16 protein-coding genes and 2 pseudogenes are annotated in these 17,348 nt (G+C 72.6%); 10 read left to right on the forward strand and 8 right to left on the reverse strand.

The features are described 5' to 3' along the window. Positions 1-86 precede the first annotated feature (86 nt). Positions 87-476, forward strand: coding sequence for a hypothetical protein (locus ACLZN2_RS44285; protein WP_416985484.1), 390 nt, complete (start codon positions 87-89; stop codon positions 474-476). A 54-nt stretch (positions 477-530) separates the two neighbouring features. On the opposite strand, the gene ACLZN2_RS44290 is transcribed toward ACLZN2_RS44285, so the two are convergent. From ACLZN2_RS44290 to ACLZN2_RS44300, 3 genes are all read right to left on the reverse strand, one after another. Continuing rightward, positions 531-1,874, reverse strand: coding sequence for an esterase-like activity of phytase family protein (locus ACLZN2_RS44290; RefSeq protein WP_416985486.1), 1,344 nt, complete (start codon positions 1,872-1,874; stop codon positions 531-533). A gap of 128 nt (positions 1,875-2,002) precedes the next feature. After that, the gene (locus ACLZN2_RS44295) at positions 2,003-3,286 is read right to left on the reverse strand and encodes an SWF or SNF family helicase (RefSeq protein ID WP_416985488.1); all 1,284 of its coding nucleotides are present in this window, start codon (positions 3,284-3,286) and stop codon (positions 2,003-2,005) included. After that, entirely contained in the window at positions 3,283-6,153 is a 2,871-nt protein-coding gene (locus ACLZN2_RS44300) for an SNF2-related protein (RefSeq protein ID WP_416985505.1), read from the reverse strand. Before ACLZN2_RS44300 ends, ACLZN2_RS44295 begins: the two co-directional genes overlap by 4 nt. 211 nt (positions 6,154-6,364) lie before the next feature. Between ACLZN2_RS44300 and ACLZN2_RS44305 the strand changes: the two genes are divergently transcribed. Then, the gene (locus tag ACLZN2_RS44305) at positions 6,365-6,547 is read left to right on the forward strand and encodes a hypothetical protein (RefSeq protein WP_133912925.1); all 183 of its coding nucleotides are present in this window, start codon (positions 6,365-6,367) and stop codon (positions 6,545-6,547) included. Positions 6,548-6,638: 91 nt separating this feature from the next. Here ACLZN2_RS44305 and ACLZN2_RS44310 read toward each other — a convergent pair whose 3' ends face one another. Both ACLZN2_RS44310 and ACLZN2_RS44315 read right to left on the reverse strand, forming a co-directional pair. Continuing rightward, the gene (locus ACLZN2_RS44310; RefSeq protein WP_416985489.1) at positions 6,639-7,565 is read right to left on the reverse strand and encodes a hypothetical protein; all 927 of its coding nucleotides are present in this window, start codon (positions 7,563-7,565) and stop codon (positions 6,639-6,641) included. A 135-nt stretch (positions 7,566-7,700) separates the two neighbouring features. Continuing rightward, positions 7,701-8,036: a hypothetical protein gene (locus ACLZN2_RS44315; protein WP_416985491.1), complete on the reverse strand. Its 336-nt coding sequence runs from the start codon at positions 8,034-8,036 to the stop codon at positions 7,701-7,703. A 104-nt stretch (positions 8,037-8,140) separates the two neighbouring features. On the opposite strand from ACLZN2_RS44315, the gene ACLZN2_RS44320 reads away from it, so the two are divergent. Beyond that, positions 8,141-9,040 (forward strand): oxygenase MpaB family protein, encoded by a 900-nt coding sequence (locus tag ACLZN2_RS44320; RefSeq protein ID WP_416985493.1) that lies wholly within the window; start codon positions 8,141-8,143, stop codon positions 9,038-9,040. Here the strand turns inward: ACLZN2_RS44320 and ACLZN2_RS44325 are convergent. Further along, positions 9,026-9,259 (reverse strand): annotated as a pseudogene (locus ACLZN2_RS44325) (PadR family transcriptional regulator); the annotation flags it as partial. The gene ACLZN2_RS44320 and the pseudogene ACLZN2_RS44325 sit on opposite strands and share 15 nt — an antisense overlap. Positions 9,260-9,395: 136 nt before the next feature. Next, positions 9,396-9,995, reverse strand: a complete 600-nt coding sequence (locus tag ACLZN2_RS44330) for a class I SAM-dependent methyltransferase (RefSeq protein ID WP_416985495.1) — start codon at positions 9,993-9,995, stop codon at positions 9,396-9,398. Positions 9,996-10,147: 152 nt separating this feature from the next. On the opposite strand from ACLZN2_RS44330, the gene ACLZN2_RS44335 reads away from it, so the two are divergent. The 7 genes from ACLZN2_RS44335 (at position 10,148) to ACLZN2_RS44365 (ending at position 16,856) form a co-directional block, all read left to right on the forward strand. Further along, positions 10,148-10,942 carry an MHYT domain-containing protein gene (locus ACLZN2_RS44335; protein WP_416985496.1) on the forward strand — a complete coding sequence of 265 codons (795 nt, stop codon included), beginning with the start codon at positions 10,148-10,150 and terminating at the stop codon, positions 10,940-10,942. 96 nt (positions 10,943-11,038) lie between these two features. After that, positions 11,039-13,561: a nitrate- and nitrite sensing domain-containing protein gene (locus tag ACLZN2_RS44340; protein WP_416985497.1), complete on the forward strand. Its 2,523-nt coding sequence runs from the start codon at positions 11,039-11,041 to the stop codon at positions 13,559-13,561. Beyond that, positions 13,558-13,995 carry a roadblock/LC7 domain-containing protein gene (locus ACLZN2_RS44345; protein WP_416985499.1) on the forward strand — a complete coding sequence of 146 codons (438 nt, stop codon included), beginning with the start codon at positions 13,558-13,560 and terminating at the stop codon, positions 13,993-13,995. The genes ACLZN2_RS44340 and ACLZN2_RS44345 overlap by 4 nt, the downstream gene beginning before the upstream one ends. A 22-nt stretch (positions 13,996-14,017) precedes the next feature. Further along, the gene (locus ACLZN2_RS44350; protein WP_416985500.1) at positions 14,018-14,428 is read left to right on the forward strand and encodes a DUF742 domain-containing protein; all 411 of its coding nucleotides are present in this window, start codon (positions 14,018-14,020) and stop codon (positions 14,426-14,428) included. 202 nt (positions 14,429-14,630) lie between these two features. Then, positions 14,631-15,236: a GTP-binding protein gene (locus ACLZN2_RS44355; protein ID WP_416985501.1), complete on the forward strand. Its 606-nt coding sequence runs from the start codon at positions 14,631-14,633 to the stop codon at positions 15,234-15,236. 188 nt (positions 15,237-15,424) lie between these two features. Next, positions 15,425-15,838, forward strand: a complete 414-nt coding sequence (locus tag ACLZN2_RS44360; protein WP_416985502.1) for a roadblock/LC7 domain-containing protein — start codon at positions 15,425-15,427, stop codon at positions 15,836-15,838. Positions 15,839-15,986: 148 nt separating this feature from the next. Further along, entirely contained in the window at positions 15,987-16,856 is an 870-nt protein-coding gene (locus ACLZN2_RS44365) for a DUF6397 family protein (protein WP_416985503.1), read from the forward strand. Between the two features lie 10 nt (positions 16,857-16,866). Here the strand turns inward: ACLZN2_RS44365 and ACLZN2_RS44370 are convergent. Next, positions 16,867-17,214: pseudogene (locus ACLZN2_RS44370) on the reverse strand (acyl-CoA thioesterase); the annotation flags it as partial. Positions 17,215-17,348: the final 134 nt, after the last annotated feature.

The following is a 17,348-nucleotide window of genomic DNA, read 5'->3' on the forward strand; positions in this document are numbered from 1 at the left end:
CCGGAATCATGCCCTCCACGGCATGAGCCGGTATCAACTTCCGTGCGGAGGTCGTTCCCCGTGCCGTTCCCGGGGACGCTGGACGTATGGCCACGCCACCCGTACCGCCCCAGCCGCCCGGACCGCCGGGCGACACACCGCCGCACGGCGGCTTCGGACCGCCTGCCCCCGGCTACGGCGCCGGCGGTCCCCGACGGCGCCGTAGCCCGCTCTTCGTGGTGCTCGCGCTGCTCGCCACCGCCGCTGCCGTGCTCGCCGTCGTGCTGATGGCCTCGTCCGGCGACGACTCGCCGGACGACAGGCCGACCGGTGGGAGCAGCACCGGTTCCTCGCCCGCTCCCTCGATCAGTCTCCCGGTGGAACTGCCCAGCACGTTGCCCAGCGAGCTGCCGTCCCAGCTTCCGAGCACCCTGCCGACCGAGCTACCGAGCGACCTGGAGTCGCTGCTGCCGTCCCTCACCGCGCTGTTGCCCTAGCTAGCCGGCTACGCGCGCGTGAAGGCATGCGAGACCCCACGCGCGCGTAGGACGTCAGATGCCCCGCGGCAGCCGCACGTACGTCACACTCGTCTCGATACCGCTGTCCACCAGCCGCCCCTGCGCGTCGAAGGCGCCCGTGCCGTCCGTCATCCCGAAGTCGTTGTCGTTGATCAGGGCGAGCGTGTCGCGGTCCACGCGCGCGACGCCCTCGATCTTCCCGGGCACTCCCTCGACCGTGCCCAGATCGACCACCAGCCGCTTGGACAGCACCGGGACCCCCGAGGCAGCCGGGTCGGCCAGCTGTTCCAGCGACGGTGAGGTCGTGTCGTCGTCCCAGCGGGCGCCCAGGATGTTCGCGCCGCGCGTCAGGCGCACCACCTGAAGCCGGGCGGCCTTGTCCGTCCGCTCCTCGACCAGCAGCCGGTCGCCGCCCACCGCGACCACCGAGGAGATCTTGAGCTCGGAGGTGTCGTCCTCGCTCGGGTCGACCACGTTCACCGGGTCGAAGCGGTACGCGTACTCGGCGGTGACCGCCTTCTTCCTGGGCGAGAAACGCAGCAGCCGTGTCGTGCGGGAGGCCTCTCCGGCGTCCGTGTCGGGCAGCGAGAGGGGGCTCTGCACGGCCAGCACGAGGTCCCCGCCGGGCAGCTGGGCGAGGCCCTCGAACCCTCGGTTGATCTTCCGGTGCAGCAGCACCGAGGGCAGCGCCTCCACCACCGCGTAGTCCGCGCCCTCGAGGTTCAGCCCCTCGGGCACATAGCGGGTCAGGACCTTCCCGCGCGCGGAGACGTGCACCAGTGAGGGGCCGTACTCGTCGATCAGCCAGAAACTCCCGTCCGCCGTCCGCACGACGCCTTCGGTGTCCAGCCCGTTCGGGTTGTACGACAGGGGCGACCGGGCGTCATAGGAGTACGGCGCCTCGTCGCGGCCCTCCTGGTTCGACAGACCGGTGACGGGCTTCCCGGAGGAGGTGGTGATCGGGAGGGCGTCCAGCACCTTCACCGAGTCCCCGGCCACCCGGATCCGCACGATCGCCGGATCGAAACCGGGGACCGGAAACGTGCGGCGCTTCTTCCCGTCGATCTTGATCTGACCGTTGGGCCCGCGGTCCGTGACGGTCCAGAACTCGCCCTTGCGGCCCGCCGGGTAGATGTCGCTGCCGATGCCGCCGAGGTCCACGCCCCGGTCGTCGTCCACGGTGCCGGGAAGCAGGCCGTTGCTGAACGTGCCGAGCGGGATGTCGCCGAGCGTGGCCGTCCGCGTCACGTGCGCCTGCCCGGACGCGGTTCCCGCGCTCGCCGGGCCGGCCATGACAAGGGCGGCCAGAACGGCGAACGGTACGCCCGTGGCGACGGAACGGTGAACGCGGCGCCGACCGGTGGGGTGCGGGGACATCTGGCCTCCTGAGGTGCAAGTTCGGTGACAGCGGCCAGAGTTGGCGCGCCCGCCGAACGGGATGCGACGTTCCGGTGAACGTCGGGCGTCGGCCGCCCGGCAGGCCGACGCCCCCACCCGCTTCGAGCTCAGGAAAGCGTTTCCTCACCGTCGGGCCGGGCCACGGCCAGCGCCGTCGCCGGGTCCCGCGCCGCCGGCCCGGCCGGCGTCCAGCGGCCGCCCTCCCTGCGATACGGCCACCAGCGACCGTCCCGTCCCAGGCGGAGCTGGCCGGACTCCCCGACGACCGTCCACCGGTTGCCCCCGGCCCGCAGCGGCGGGCGCTCGTCCTCCTCCCAGGCCGACTCGAGCACGGCACGCGCGCGTGCGAGTACTTCGCCCTCCACGGTCCACTCCTCCTCCAGGACCGACAGGGCGGCCGGGCCTCCGTACCGCCAGGCCCGTACGGCACGCGCCAACTGATCCCGATCACGCCCCGAACCGGCGGCGAGCCGCTCGGCCAGGGCGTCGCTCCCCACCTCCGCGGCCTCTCCTGCGGCCAGCCGCACTGCGTCCTGAGCGACCGTCAACGGTTCTCCCCGGGACGGCGATCCGACTCCTCCGCCGAGGGCGTCCGCGAGCTGCAGAAGGGCGGCTGCGGCCGTCCGCGCGGCCAGGATCCGCAGAGCCTCCGGGTCCACTCCGGGCGGGGGCGGAACGTCCGTGTCCAGCGATGGTGGAACACCCGGCTCCGCAGGAAGACCGGGCACGGCGGGCAACGGCGGCAGGACGTCCCCCGCCGCGTATGCCTCGGCCGCGTCCACCCCCTCCGGCCGAGCGGGTTCCGCCACGGCGGGAGCGGCCGCACCACGGGCCTGCAGATCGTCCAGCACGGCCTGCTCGGCGCGTCCCCTGACCAGCAGCAGCACGAACGCATCCTGGTCGAGCAGCCGCGCCACCTGGTAGCAGAGCGCCGCAGTGTGACCGCAGTGGTCCCACGCGCCGCAGTCGCACTCGGCCTCCAGCTCGCCGAGTCCCGGCAGCAGAGCGACACCGGCGGTCTCCGCGTCCTCGAACAGATGGGGCGGCATCTCGCGGTCGAGCAGCGCGGCGACATGCCCCGACCGCTCCGCCGCCAGGTCCAGGAAGCGGTCCCACTCGGCGTCCGTGAGCTCCTCGAGCAGCACATCGGCCCGATGCGCCGTGTGGGCGCGGTCCTGTACGACGGCCGTGATACGCCCCGGCCGCACCGACACCGCTCCCACGGCGCCCGCCCGCGCCAGCCTGCGCCCCGTCCGCACCTGCTCGGAGTCCAGCGCGCCGTCCTCCAGCGCGGCCAGCCACGCCCGCCCCCACCAGCTCTGCGCGAAGCCCCTCCCGCGCGCGGGAGGGAACGCCGCGAACGTGCGTTCAAGGTTGTCGTTCGCGTTCATCGCGTGCCCCCGCGCAGTTCGACCAGTTCCGCCAGTTCGGTGTCGGTGAGTTCCGTGAAGGCCGCCTCGCCGTGCCCCAGTACGGCGTCGGCCAGGCCCTGCTTGCGGAGCAGCATCTCCGCGATGCGGTCCTCGATCGTGCCCTCGGCGATCAACCGGTGGACCTGCACCGGCCGGGTCTGCCCGATGCGGTACGCCCGGTCGGTCGCCTGCGCCTCCACGGCGGGGTTCCACCAGCGGTCGTAGTGCACGACATGCTCCGCGCGCGTGAGGTTCAGGCCAGTGCCGGCCGCCTTCAAGGACAGCAGGAACACGGGAAACTCACCGTCCTGGAAGCGCCGCACCATGGCCTCCCGCTCGGCCACGGGTGTCCCGCCGTGCAGGAACCGCGTCGGCACACCCCGCGTCGCCAGATGCCGCTCCAGCAGCCGCGCCATGCGCACGTACTGAGTGAAGACCAGCACGCCCGACCCCTCGGAGAGGATCGTGTCCAGCAACTCGTCCAGCAGCTCCAGCTTTCCGGAGCGCCCTGCGGCCCCCGGACGCTCCTCCTTCAGGTACTGCGCCGGATGGTTGCAGATCTGCTTGAGGCCGGTCAGGAGCTTCACGATCAACCCGCGGCGTGCCATGTCGTCGGCCTCGGCGATCGCCGCGAGCGTCTCGCGCACCACCGCCTCGTACAGGCCCGTCTGCTCCCTGCTGAGCGACACCGGGCGGTCGGTCTCGGTCTTGGGCGGCAGCTCCGGGGCGATCCCGGGGTCCGACTTGCGGCGGCGCAGCAGGAAGGGCGCCACAAGCCGGGACAGCCGCTCGGCGGCGGCCGGATCCCCGCCTCCCTCCACACCACGCGCGTACCGCCTGCGGAAGGTGCCCAGCCGGCCCAGCAGACCGGGTGTCGTCCAGTCGAGGATCGCCCACAGCTCCGACAGGTTGTTCTCCACCGGCGTGCCCGTCAGCGCCACGCGTGCGCGTGCGCCGATGGTGCGCAGTGCCCGCGCGGTCGCCGAGTACGGGTTCTTCACGTGCTGTGCCTCGTCCGCGACGACCAGGCCCCACGGCACTTCCCCGAGCCGGCCCGCGTCCAGCCGCAGGGTGCCGTAGGTGGTCAGCACGAACTCCCCGTCCACCAGGCCGTCCAACTCGCGTCGCGGCCCGTGGAAGCGGCGCACCGGCGTTCCGGGAGCGAACCGCTCGATCTCCCGCTGCCAGTTGCCCATCAGGGACGTCGGGCAGACCACCAGCGTCGGACCGGCGGCCGAGGCGTCCGTCTGGCGGTGCAGATGCAGGCTGATCAGCGTGATGGTCTTGCCCAGCCCCATGTCGTCGGCCAGACAGCAGCCGAGCCCGAGCGAGGTGTTCCGGGCCAGCCAGTCCAGACCGCGCCGCTGGTAGTCGCGCAGCGTGGCGTCCAGCGCGGCGGGCTGCTCCACCGGCTCCTGCGCCCCGGGGTTCGTCAGCCGCTCCCGCAGGGCCGCCGGCCAGCCCGTGGACCGGACCTCGACCAACCGGCCGTCCACCTCCGTGGAGCCCGTCAGCGCGGCGCCCAGCGCCTCGACGGGCGTCACCTTGCCGTCCTGCCGCGCGCGGGCCCGGAGCACCTCCTGCGGGTCGACCAGGACCCACCGGTCCCGCAGGCGTACGAGGGGCCGGTTGGCCTCGGCGAGACGGTCCAGCTCCTCGCGCGTGAGCCGCTGGTCGCCCAACGCGAACCACCAGGTGAACGACAGCAGCGCGTCCGCCGACAGGAACGACGGGGTGTCCGCGTCGAAGCCGTGCTCCCGCGCTCCGTCCTCCGGGGGACCCACCACCGCGCGGGCGGTCAGGGTGGAGGCCAGTTCCCTCGGCCAGTGCACCTCGACCCCTGCCGCCGCCAGTGCCCGCGAGCCCTCTCCGAGCAACTCGGCGATCTCCTCCTCGAGAAGATCGACGGCGTCCGGGACGGTGGCCGACAGCAGCGGGGTGAGCGCGGGCCAGGCCCGCACCGCACGGCGCAGTGCGAGCAGCGCGTCCATACGCGCGCGTGGACCGAGATTCCCGCTCGTGCCCCCCGCTTCACCCCAGATCTCTGCGGCGTCCACGACGAGCGCGGGATCACTCGCACTGTGCACCTGGGGCACGGCCCGGAAGCGTGCCGTCGCCCCGCCGGGCGTCGGGGCCGACGCCCCGGCCTCCGCGGCCGCGGCCGCTCCTGCGGAGGCGATCCCGGACACCTCGATCCGCAGTGAGAGCCGGACACCCGCGTCGTGGCCCGCGGCGATGTCGGCGGCCCATGCGCGCAGCTCCGGCAGCCGCTGCGGCTCGGGGGCCGTGTAGGCGGGGCCGCCCGTCACGAGCGGTGCGGCGGGGGAGCGGGGCAATGCGTCGGCGACCGAGTCCAGGAAGGCCCGCAGCAGCCGCTCCGGATCCGCGAGCCGCAGGGGCGGGGCGGTGTCGACGGGCACGCAGTGCGCCTCGGGCGGCATGGAGGCGGCCAGCCGGCGGACCGCCTCGACGTCGTCCGGGCCGAGCGGGCCGACCCGCCAGGCGTCGTGGCCGTCCGGGGACAGGCCGGGCAGCAGCAGTCCCCGCGCCACGAAGTGCAGGGCCAACAGCGATGCCGCGCCCCAGAACACCGCCGCCCGGTGCCCTTCCTGGGCGACGCGCGCGCGTGCGAGAACCGGCAGGGCATCCCGCACCGGCATCAGGACGGCACGCACGCGCGTGAGCGTCGCCCCGGCGTCGCCGGGCTGGACGACCGTCAGGTTCTCGACGTTCGCCGGGGCGACGGAAGGGGGACCGTCTCCGTCGGGTCGCCAGAAGGCGATGCGGCCGGTGCGGGCCGGGACGCCGGGCACGAACACGGTCTGGCACCCGGCCGGTTCGAACATCTCGGACACTGCTTCCACGGGAACCCTCTGCACAGCGATGAGCGTACTCCTCAAACTTGACTACCGGAGGCGGAGTCGCCGAGGGTACAGCATTCTCAGGGCTGCCTCGGGGGTGAGTCAGGGACGTTTCAGGGTCGGGCCAGGAACCGCGCGCGGCGCGGACCCGTTTTCATGACAGAGAGCGGCAGGAGCCGCGAAGGAGGCGACGCACATGTCGAGGAACGCGAAGATCGCCGCAGGAGGTGTGGCGGTCGGGATTCTGCTGTTGATCTGGCTGCCCTGGTGGGCGGCTCTGCTGATCGTGCTGGGAGTTCCGGCGGCGGCCTACCTCACGCTGGATCCCTCACAGCGGCGCAGGCTGCGCCGCGTCACCCGCAAGGAGCTCGGCCGCTGAGAGACGAGGACCGCGGTGGGGCGCACGCCCTTCGGGGGCGTGTGGGGTGTGATGGCCCCGAACAGTGCCTCACCGCGGCCCTCGTGCCGTCTCAGGACGGGCGTACGGCCATCTTGTCCAGCGCCTCGAGGAGCCCTGGCAGTTCCGGCCCCCGGCCGACCGGGAGCACCTCGCCGGGCCGCGCGTCGAGCAGGAGGAACGCGATGTCGTCGGTCCGGGCCACCAGCGACCAGCCCGGGCCGTCGGCGCGCAGGGTGCGCGCGTCACCGGGTGCGAACGACGACCGCACCCGGCCCAGCGGCGGCGGCGTCTCCACGTAGGCGCGGGCCTCGGCCAGCACCCGCCGGATGTCGCGGTGCCCCTCCGTCGCCTCCTGCACGGACTCGCTCCCGTCCGCGCCTCCCTCCGTGGCGGCGCCGGCGTCACCGGCCGAGCCGCTGTCCCGCTTCGCCCCGCCGTCGCCGTCCGCCTGGTCGATGCCCTCGGCAGGGACTGCCGCGTCAGGGGCGGCGGTGAACTCGGCGTCGTCTATCCGGTCCCGCCACAAGGTCCACTGGACCGCTATCTCGTCGGCGCCCAGACGCCGCTGGGCCGGGCCCCACACGGACGTGTCCGGAGGGGCCAGTGCGGGGCCGTCCGCGATCTCGGGGCCGGGATCGTGCGGGTCCGGCACACCGGGCGCCGCGACGGCGACATCCAGCGGCCACCCCGGCAGTGCCGCGACCACCGTCCGTTCGTCGGGCGACAACTCGTGCTCCATGCCGCAGTCCCACGACGCGATGGCGACGGCCACCAGCGACACGTCGTCGATGACGACCGTCCACCGCGCGCCGTCGCCGTCCTGGCCCAGCACCAGGCCGTACCCGTCGGCCAGCGGCGCGAGGCCGAGCGCCGCACAGGCCTCCGGGTAGTCGTCCCCGAGCACCACCGGGAACTTCGCCGGCGTCAGCAGCGCCGCCGTGAGCACATAGAGCGCGTCGTCCGCGGCGGCGACGGCGTCCTCGTCCGTCCCGGCCATCCCAGCCTCCCCATCCATTGGTCCACCGGCGCGCACCCTAGTGCGGCGGGAAGGCCCTTGTCACGACTCCCCGACATACCCGGAGCTGCAGTTTTCCGACCTGACGGGGCGAATCGGCCACCCTTCGCCGTCCCGTCACACGGTCGGCAGCCCCAGCAGCGCCCGTGCCACCGCCGCGGGCGACTCGTCGCGTTCGCGCGCGAGCACGAGGACGGCGCGGCAGGCGAGTTCGTTGACCCCGAAGGACAGCGCCTCCGGCGACACCCAGCCCGCCGCCTCGTCGATCCGGTCCTGATCGTCCTCGGCGCAGGCCGAGACGTACGCGGCGGCCGCCTCGAACAGATTGTGCGGGCGCTTCGTGGCGGCGGGCCCCTTCCCGGCGTCGGGCCGAGACCCGTCGGGGCCGGTGGACGACTGTATGCGCTGCCCCCCGAAGAGCCTCGCACCGGCCTTGCGGATCCTGTCGAACATGATGATGCCCTTCCCCCATACGATGGCACGCCTTGCACCGGTCCTCTCAGCTCCCTTTACCCAACGTAGAGTTGGAGTCACGGCGGCAGAAGGGGAACCGTGCGGTGAAGCGATTCGACCGACTCGAACAGATCCGGCGCATGGATCCCTGTCGGGACGCCCACGAGATCTACCGGCTCACCGCGGCGTACGAGTTCCCCTGGGACTTCACCCGCGCCCTGGAAATCGCCCTCTACCGCACATACGCGGTGCCGAGCATCGGCCGACTGCTGGCGGAGACGGCCGAGCTCACGGACCGCTCCCAGAAGCGCTACGACGACACCTCCCTGCTCCTCGACGCCGTCGTCGAGCACGGCTTCGACAGCGACCTGGGCCGGACGGCGGTGCGCCGCATCAATCAGATGCACCGCAGCTACGACATCAGCAACGACGACCTGCGCTACGTGCTGTGCACCTTCGTCGTCATGCCCAAGCGGTGGACCGACGCCTACGGATGGCGGCGCATGTCGCGTCACGAGATCGTGGCCTCCACCGTCCACTACGGCACGCTGGGCCGGCTCATGGGCATCAGAGGCATTCCGGAGACCTACGAGTCGTTCGAGGCCTGTCTCGACGCCTACGAGAAGGCCCACTTCGCCTGGGACGAGGACGCGCGCCGCGTCTCGGACGCCACGCTCGACCTGATGGCCTCCTGGTATCCGCGAGCGCTCGCCCCCCTCCTGCGCACCGCCACGCTGGCCCTGCTCGACGAACCGCTCCTGACGGCTTTCCGCTACACCCCTCCGAGCCCGGCCGTCCGCACGCTGGTGCGCAAGGCCGTACGCGCGCGTGGACGCGCGGTCCGGCTGCTCCCGCCCCGCAGCGCACCCCATTACGCGCGGCAGAACTGGGAGATCAAGGGCTATCCGAACGGCTACCGCCTCGGCGACCTGGGCACGCGCCCGGTGCCGGGCCTGCGCGGCTGCCCGGTTCGCCATGCCGGGGGCGGGTCAACCGGCGAGTGAGGTCGGCGTCTCGCGCAGCCAGGTGATCTCGGCCCGGGACGTGGCCCGCGCGATGGTCAGCACGCCCCGCCGGAACGGGTCGTCGAGTTCCTCGGCGCCCAGGGGCCGGTCACCGTCGTAGAAAAAGCTCGTCGGCCCCTGGGAGAAGGCCAGCCGCCATCGGAGTACGGCCGCCTGCGCGGCGGAGTCGTCCAGATGCCGCAGGAACGTCAGGACAGAAGCGGGCGTCCCTGTCGTGACGGTGCCGGGTGCCGGTCACAACGTCATGTTCGACGACCCGGTCACAACGTCATGTTCGACATGTTCGACGACGTGGACGCGTTCGTGAGAGCGGTCGCCGCAGCCGGGTGAGCCGTCAGCTCTCCCGGACGGCCAGGGCCAGGAAACGGGTGTCCTCGTCGACGTACGACGTCAGGCGCCAGCCGGAACCGGCCAGCAGGGGACGCAGGTTCGGCTCGGCACGCAGGTCCTGCGGAGTGATCTGCCGCCCCTGCCGGGCGGCGAGGGCGGCGCGGCCGATCGGGTGGAACAGCGCCAGGACGCCGCCGGGGCGCACCACCCGGGCCAGCTCGCGCAGGTTCTCCGCCGGGTCGGGCAGATGGGCGATGAGGCCCGCCGCGAACACCGCGTCGAGCGACTCGGCGCGCAGGGGGAGGGCGGCGACATCGGCGAGCAGCAGCCGCCCGTCGCGGTCACGTCCGGCCCGTACCGCGGCCTGGAGCATGGCCGGGGTCAGATCGGCCCCCACGACCACCCCCGAGGGCCCCACGGCCGCCCGCAGGGGCGGCAGGGCCCGTCCGGTGCCGCAGCCCGCGTCCAGTACGCGGTCCCCCTCGCGCAGACCGAGTTCGGCGACCGCCGCCGCGTAGACGGGGCCGTCGTCGGGGAAGCGCGTGTCCCAGTGCGTCGCGCGGGCGGTGAAGAACTCCTGGACGTGTGTGTGGTCGTCGCTCATGTTCGGCATGATCCCTCACCGCCAAGGAGGATGTCGCTGTGCGCATGTTCGAGCGCGAGTCGATCGTGTCGGCGCACTTATGCGACACATTTCATCACCTTTCGAAATGCGCCCCCTTTGTGCACCCGTGCCCCCGCTAGCGTCCCCTGGCCATGGGACACCTGGACCACGCCGCCTTCGGCTGGCTGACCCCCGTGCTGTCGTACGTGATGGCCTGCATAGGCGCCGCCCTCGGGCTGCGCTGCACGGTGCGCGCCCTCGGCGCCACCGGACACTCGCGCCGCAACTGGCTGATCACCGCCGCCTCCGCGATCGGCACCGGCATCTGGACCATGCATTTCGTGGCCATGCTCGGCTTCGCCGTCAGCGGCACCGACATCCGCTACGACGTTCCGCTGACCGTGCTCAGCCTCCTCGTCGCCATGGTCGTCGTCTGCGCCGGTGTCTTCGCCGTCGGCCACAGCCGCGACCGCACGCGCGCGTTGCTGATCGGCGGACTCACCACCGGTGTCGGCGTGGCGAGCATGCACTACCTGGGTATGGCCGCGGTCCGCCTGCACGGCGACGTCTCCTACGATCCGACGCTCGTCGCCGTCTCCGTCCTGATCGCCGTCGTCGCCGCGACCGCGGCCCTGTGGGCGGCGCTCAACATCAAGTCGCCGATCGCGGTCACCGTCGCCTCGCTCGTGATGGGAGCGGCGGTCAGCAGCATGCACTACACCGGCATGCTCGCGGTGAGCGTGCACGTCACACCGTCCGGAACGGCGCTGCCCGGGGCCACGGCTATGCAGTTCATCTTCCCCCTCGCCGTCGGCCTCGGGTCCTATCTCTTCCTGACCTCGGCCTTCGTCGCGCTTTCGCCCACCACCGGGGAGCGTGAGGCATCCGCCTCGGCCCAACAGCCGGTGGAGAGCGGCGCCGGCCGCCGGCCGGCCCCGACCGTGTGACCGGACCGGACCGGACCGTGTGACCGGACCGGACGACGCCGCCCCCGAACCTCTCCGGACGGCACGACCCCCGAACTTCTTCCGAGCGAGGAGGCCATGCGTACACCCCGTAGGACCCCCACGGCCGGCGCCGAGGCGCCATCCCCGGTGCGCGGGCGGCGTGCCCACGCCGGGCCGCCCGCCGACGAGGGCCCGGACGAACAGCCGGACACCTCGGCCGGCGCGACACGCACGCGCGCGGGACGCCGGCACCTGCGGCCGCGCACCGTGCGGGCCAAGATCGTCTGCCTGCTGATGGTGCCGGTCGTCTCCCTCCTGGCCCTGTGGGCGTACGCCACTGTCACCACGGCCCAGGACATCTCCCGGCTGCGCCAGCTGCAACGCGTGGACTCCGAGGTCCGTACACCCGTCGCGGCGGCGGTGGCCGCCCTGCAGAACGAGCGGGTGGCCGCCGTACGGTTCGCGACCGAACCGGCAACCGGGCAGGACGACGACCTCAGGAGGCTCGCGGAACGGACGGACGCGGCCGTGGCCGCACTCCGCCTCGGCGACCACAGCACCGTCGCCGACGGCCAGGAGCTGCCCGCCGGAGTCGCCCAGCGGCTCGAGGCGTTCGTCTCCGGAGCCGAAGCCCTGCGCCCTCTGCGGACCGCCGTGCTCGACGGCGGCGCCGACTGGCAGGAGGCCTACGACCGGTACACGACCGCGATCTCGGCCGCCTTCCAGGTCGACGGCGCGCTCTCCGGGATCCAGGACGCCGAACTCGGCTCCGACGCGCGCGTGCTGCTCGAATTCTCCCGCGCGGGCGAGGCACTGGCCCAGGAGGACGCCGTCCTCGCGGGCGCCCGCCTGGCCGGCCGCCTCGACGGCGAGCGACTGCGACGGTTCACCGGCGCCGTGGAGACCCGCCGTACCCTGACGGAGTCGGCCGCCACCGACCTGCGCGGCCCCGAACGCACCACCTGGCGACGACTCGCCGAGGGCAGCGCCTACACGGCCCTGGCCGCCACCGAGGATCATGTGCTCGCGAGCCGACCGGGCGCGAAGGCGGTTGCGGCCGCCTCGGAGGCCACCTGGGACAAGGCTCACACGCGCGTGCGGGACGGCATGCGCGGCATCGAGGCGGCCGCCGGACGCGATGTCGCCGAGCGCGCCGACCCGTTCACCCGCGGGGTGCTCACCCCGGCGGGCGCCGCGGTCCTCTTCGGCCTCGCCGCCGTCCTCGCCTCGCTCGTCATCTCCGTGCGCATCGGCCGAGGACTCGTCGTCGAACTCGTCACCCTGCGCAACAGCGCCCTCGAGATCGCCCGGCGCAAACTCCCCGAGGCCATGCGCAGACTCCGCGCCGGAGACGAGATCGACATCCGTGCCGAGGCCCCGCCCGGACCGCCCGCCGAGGACGAGACCGGCCAGGTCGCCGAGGCCCTGACGACCGTGCACCGGGCAGCGCTGCGGGCCGCGGTGGAACGCGCCGAACTCGCCAGCGGCATCTCGGGCGTGTTCGTGAACCTCGCCCGACGCAGCCAGGTCCTCGTCCACCGCCAACTGAGCCTTCTGGACAGCATGGAGCGCCGCTCCGACGACCCGGACGAGCTGAGCGACCTCTTCCGGCTCGACCACCTCACCACCCGCATGCGGCGCCACGCCGAGAGCCTGATCATCCTCTCCGGAGCGGCCCCCGGCCGGGCCTGGCGCACGCCGGTCTCCCTGACCAACGTGGTCCGCGCCGCCGTCTCCGAGGTCGAGGACTACGCGCGCGTGGAGGTACGGCAGCTACCCGAGACGGCCGTCGTCGGCGCCGCCGTCGCCGACCTCACCCATCTGCTCGCCGAACTCGTCGAGAACGCCGCCCAGTTCTCACCGCCGCACACGCGCGTGCGCATCACCGGTGAACCCGTCGGCAACGGCTATGCCGTCGAGGTCGAGGACCGCGGACTCGGCATGGGCAAGGAGACCCTCGCCGAGGCCAACCGGCGCATCGCGCAGTCCGAGGCACTCGACCTGTTCGACAGCGACCGGCTCGGACTGTTCGTCGTCAGCAGGCTCTCCGTCCGCCACGGCGTCAAGGTGCACCTGCGGACCTCGCCCTACGGCGGCACCACCGCGGTCGTCCTGCTGCCGACGGCCCTGCTGCACAGCGGAAAGCCGGAACGTTCCGTCCGGGAGGCGGCGGAGACCGAGCAGCCCACGGAACGCGCGTACGCGCATGTGCCCGCACCCGACCGGCCGACATTCGAACAGGAGCCCGTCGCCGCGGCCGCCGACCGGCCCGCCCTGGTCGCCCCCGTCCGGGCCGCCGAACCGGTCACGGCCGACGCCCCGCCCTCTGGAGTCACCGCCTTGCGCCTGCACCGCCCCCCGGACGACTCCGACGGATCGGACGACCTCCCGCGCCGGGTGCGGCAGGCGCACCTCGCCCCCCAGCTGCGCCGGCCACTCGCCGAGGAACCGCCTCGGGAAACCCGCCCGCGCGACGACGGGCGCACCCCCGAACTCGTCCGGGACCGGATGGCCGCCTACCGGGCCGGCTGGGCACGCGGCGGCGGCAGGCAAGCCGGCCGGGGCGCCACCCCGGAGCCCGCACCGGGCAGCGACAGCAGCGAAGGAGACCCCGCATGATCCAGGACCCGAGCACGAGGTCGGCCGAGCGGTCCGGCGAACTCGACTGGCTGCTGGACGACTTGGTGATGCGCGTCAGCGAGGTACGGCATGCCGTGGTGCTGTCCAACGACGGTCTCGCCGTCGGCGCCTCCACCGGCCTCACCCGCGAGGACGCCGAACACCTCGCGGCCGTCGCCTCCGGCTTCCACAGCCTCGCCAAGGGCGCGGGCCGCCACTTCGGCGCCGGCGGAGTCCGCCAGACCATGGTGGAGATGGACGACGGCTTCCTGTTCGTGGCCGCCGCCGGAGACGGCTCCTGCCTCGCCGTCCTCACCGCCGTGACCGCCGACATCGGGCTGGTCGCCTACGAGATGGCGCGGCTGGTCAAACGGGTCGGCGAGCACCTCTTCACCCCGCCGCGCCTCGCCGCGCGGCCGCCCGCCGCCGGATGAGACGAGAGAGCGACCGGCCGAGATGACCGAGGACATGACCGGCGTCCCGCACGAGCTGGGCAGCCAGTGGTACGACAACGAGGCCGGGCCCCTGGTGCGCCCGTACGCCATGACGGGCGGACGCACCAAACCCGGCCCCACCGGAGTACGTTTCGATCTGATCGCCCTGGTCACCCTGGCCCCGGGGGAGCCCGGCGCGGACGGCCCGGCACTCGGGCCCGAGCACTGGGCGATCATCGACCTGTGCCGCACGGAGACACAGTCCGTCGCCGAACTCGCGGCGGGCGCGGACCTGCCCGTGGGGGTGGTCCGGGTCCTCCTCGGCGACCTCCTGGAACTCGGCCGCGTCACCGTCAGCCGGCCGGTCCCGCCCGCGCACCTGCCCGACGAACGTGTCCTGCGCGAGGTGATCGAGGGGCTGCGGGCCCTGTAGTGCGCACACCCGAGCCGACCCGGACGCAGAACGGACCCGTCTGGCACAGGCACGCGGACACGTTTCCACCGCGAACGCGCAGGGCGCGGTCAGATCGGGCAGATTGCGGTCGAACCCCTCGGAAAGGGGCCCCAGTTGTCATGATGCTGACTTCGCACACCTGCACCGCAGCCGAACTCTCCCGAGAGAAGAGAAGTGATCCATGGTCTCCGAGCACTCCGATGCCACAGGTGGCGAGACGTCCCCGCTGGCGTTGAAGATTCTGGTCGCCGGCGGGTTCGGCGTCGGCAAGACCACCCTGGTGGGCGCGGTCAGCGAGATCAAACCGCTGCGTACCGAGGAACTGCTGAGCGAAGCGGGCCAATGGGTCGACGACACCGACGGGGTCGACCAGAAGGTCACGACGACCGTCGCCATGGACTTCGGCCGCATCACCATCCGCTCCGGCCTCTCCCTGTACCTGTTCGGCACCCCGGGACAGGACCGATTCTGGTTCCTGTGGGACGAGTTGTCGCAGGGTGCCCTGGGCGCGGTGGTCCTGGCCGACACCCGGCGCCTCGAGGACTGTTTCCCCGCCGTCGACTACTTCGAGCACCGGCACATCCCGTTCGTCGTCGCCGTCAACTGCTTCACGGGCGCCCGGACGTACGGCGCCCAGGACGTCTCGCGCGCCCTCGACCTCGACGGGGGCACCCCCGTCGTCCTGTGCGACGCCCGGGACCGTGACTCGGGGAAGGAGGTGCTGATCCGGCTCGTCGAGTACGCCGGACGGATGCACACCGCCCGGCTGCTCGACTCGGTGAGCTGAGGGCGACACCGGTCAGGTGCCGTTCGAGACGGACGCCCGCCATTCGTCGTCGGTCATCTTCTGCGCCATGCCGCAATCCTCCTTGCTCCGGCGCCGGGTCCTGGGGAAGGCTTGCGGGCGTTTCCTCCGGAGAGGCGGAGGAGACACGGGGGACCTACACGGGGAATGACACGCGGGGAGACGGAGACATGGCGCAGAACCAGGGGCTGGGATGGCTGCTGGACGACCTGACCGAGCGCGTCGACCACGTCCGCCATGCGCTGGTCCTGTCCAACGACGGACTGGTGGCGGGCGCGAGCACCGGACTGCGCCGTGAGGACGCCGAGCACCTCGCCGCCGTCTCGTCCGGACTGCACAGCCTGGCCAAGGGATCCGGACGCCACTTCGGCGCGGGCCAGGTACGCCAGACCATGATCGAGTTCGATGACGCGCTGCTCTTCGTCACCGCGGCCGGCTCCGGCAGCTGTCTGTGCGTGCTCAGCGGCGCGCAGGCCGACATGGGCCAGATCGCCTACGAGATGACGCTGCTCGTCAGCCGGGTCGGCGAGCACCTCACCGTGGACGCCCGCCAGCCCGATCGGGCCCCGCTGGAAGACCGCTGACCTGCTGTTTTCTCGGCTCCCGTGGAGTTATCCACAGGCCGCCACGAGATCCGCGATTCCGGCTACGGTTTTTTTCCGGGGCCACCGCGGATCGTGCGGGGCCGCCGTACTCCACGTCACTCCGATGACTCCACGGGGGAGACCGACCATGTCCGGAAACACCGTCGCACCACAGCAGGCCCCGTCGTGCTCCGCGAGCCGAGCGGCTCGGGAACTCGGCCTGAAACGAGCCGAGTTCGACCTCGCCGTGCACCTGGGCCGCATCAGGACCGTGCCCGACGAGGGCGGAGGGGGCCGCCGGGTGGTGACCCGCTCGGAGCTGGACCGGCTGCTCGGTTCGACGGAGGAACTGCGCGAGCACGTCCGGGTCGTCGGGACGGGCGAGGCGGCAACCCTCATGGACGTACCTGCCTCCCGCTTCACCCGCCTCGCCCGGCTGGGACTGGTCGTGCCGGTGAAGTTCTACCTCAACCGCTACCGGGCCGTCGTCTGGCTGTATCTGGCCCAGGAACTCCAGCAGTTCACCGCCGACGAGAACAACGGCCCCCTGCTCAAGGGCCGGACGCCCGCGCCGATGCGGGCCCAGATGGAGGCGGGCCTCGACCTCAGGGCCCGGACCTGGCGGGGACGTCACCTGGGCTTCCTGCTCCGGCAGTCCGACGACCCCTGGCAACGGGCCGGAATCCTGGCCGCGTTCCTCGACCCCCTCCAGATCGCGGAGATCGTCAGGGATCCCTACGACCGCTCCCACCTGAACCGGTTCCGGCCGGGACCGCCCGCCCACGGCGCCCCGGGCAGCCCGGCCGCACACCTCGTCGAGAAGATCGTCACGGCCGACGACCCGGACGAGATCGCCTGGCTCCGCGCCGACCTGGAACGCACGCTGGACGAAGCCCGCGCACACCAGCCCGCCCCGCACCCGGCACCCTCACGCTCCGGGGAAGAACCACGGACGCCCCAGCGCCCCCGACGCTCGCCACGCGGCCTGCTGGGCCGACTGCGCCGCAGAAGCTCCTGAGGCGCATGCCCTACAGCTTCCGGAAGAGGCCCTCCTGGACGACCGACACCAGCAGGCGCCCGTGCAGGTCGTAGATCCGCCCGCGGGCCAGCCCGCGCCCGCCGGTCGCGATCGGTGACTCCTGGTCGTACAGGAACCACTCGTCCGCGCGGAACGGCCGGTGGAACCACATCGCGTGGTCCAGCGACGCCATGTCGAAGTTCCGCTGACCCCACAGAGGTTCCACCGGCAGACGGACGGCGTCCAGGAGGGTCATGTCGCTGGCGTACGTCAGCGCGCAGGTGTGCACCAGCGGATCGTCACCCAGCGGCCCGACCGCGCGCATCCACACCGCGCTGCGCGGCTCGGCGTCCTTGAGAGGGCGGTACGTGACGTGATGCCCGTTTCGGGCCTTCGGGTGGGGCTGTCGGGCTGGTCGTGGCCTGACCAGGCGGCTACGACTGCGGCTTGGTGAACAAGCCCTGCTCGGACTCGATCAGGATTCCGCGTTCG

The sequence above is a fragment of the Streptomyces sp. T028 genome (assembly GCF_048159505.1).
Taxonomy (GTDB): Bacteria; Actinomycetota; Actinomycetes; order Streptomycetales; family Streptomycetaceae; genus Streptomyces.

What these genes read in the sequence shown, in the direction of transcription:
- ACLZN2_RS44365 (WP_416985503.1), top strand. Translation starts at nt 15,987, where the DNA reads ATGTCCGGAAACACCGTCGCACCACAGCAGGCCCCGTCGTGCTCCGCG.
- ACLZN2_RS44350 (WP_416985500.1), top strand. Translation starts at nt 14,018, where the DNA reads ATGACCGAGGACATGACCGGCGTCCCGCACGAGCTGGGCAGCCAGTGG.
- ACLZN2_RS44305 (WP_133912925.1), top strand. Translation starts at nt 6,365, where the DNA reads ATGTCGAGGAACGCGAAGATCGCCGCAGGAGGTGTGGCGGTCGGGATT.
- ACLZN2_RS44360 (WP_416985502.1), top strand. Translation starts at nt 15,425, where the DNA reads ATGGCGCAGAACCAGGGGCTGGGATGGCTGCTGGACGACCTGACCGAG.
- ACLZN2_RS44290 (WP_416985486.1), bottom strand. Translation starts at nt 1,874, where the DNA reads ATGTCCCCGCACCCCACCGGTCGGCGCCGCGTTCACCGTTCCGTCGCC.
- ACLZN2_RS44330 (WP_416985495.1), bottom strand. Translation starts at nt 9,995, where the DNA reads ATGAGCGACGACCACACACACGTCCAGGAGTTCTTCACCGCCCGCGCG.
- ACLZN2_RS44345 (WP_416985499.1), top strand. Translation starts at nt 13,558, where the DNA reads ATGATCCAGGACCCGAGCACGAGGTCGGCCGAGCGGTCCGGCGAACTC.
- ACLZN2_RS44355 (WP_416985501.1), top strand. Translation starts at nt 14,631, where the DNA reads ATGGTCTCCGAGCACTCCGATGCCACAGGTGGCGAGACGTCCCCGCTG.
- ACLZN2_RS44315 (WP_416985491.1), bottom strand. Translation starts at nt 8,036, where the DNA reads ATGTTCGACAGGATCCGCAAGGCCGGTGCGAGGCTCTTCGGGGGGCAG.
- ACLZN2_RS44310 (WP_416985489.1), bottom strand. Translation starts at nt 7,565, where the DNA reads ATGGCCGGGACGGACGAGGACGCCGTCGCCGCCGCGGACGACGCGCTC.
- ACLZN2_RS44340 (WP_416985497.1), top strand. Translation starts at nt 11,039, where the DNA reads ATGCGTACACCCCGTAGGACCCCCACGGCCGGCGCCGAGGCGCCATCC.
- ACLZN2_RS44295 (WP_416985488.1), bottom strand. Translation starts at nt 3,286, where the DNA reads ATGAACGCGAACGACAACCTTGAACGCACGTTCGCGGCGTTCCCTCCC.
- ACLZN2_RS44300 (WP_416985505.1), bottom strand. Translation starts at nt 6,153, where the DNA reads ATGTTCGAACCGGCCGGGTGCCAGACCGTGTTCGTGCCCGGCGTCCCG.
- ACLZN2_RS44335 (WP_416985496.1), top strand. Translation starts at nt 10,148, where the DNA reads ATGGGACACCTGGACCACGCCGCCTTCGGCTGGCTGACCCCCGTGCTG.
- ACLZN2_RS44285 (WP_416985484.1), top strand. Translation starts at nt 87, where the DNA reads ATGGCCACGCCACCCGTACCGCCCCAGCCGCCCGGACCGCCGGGCGAC.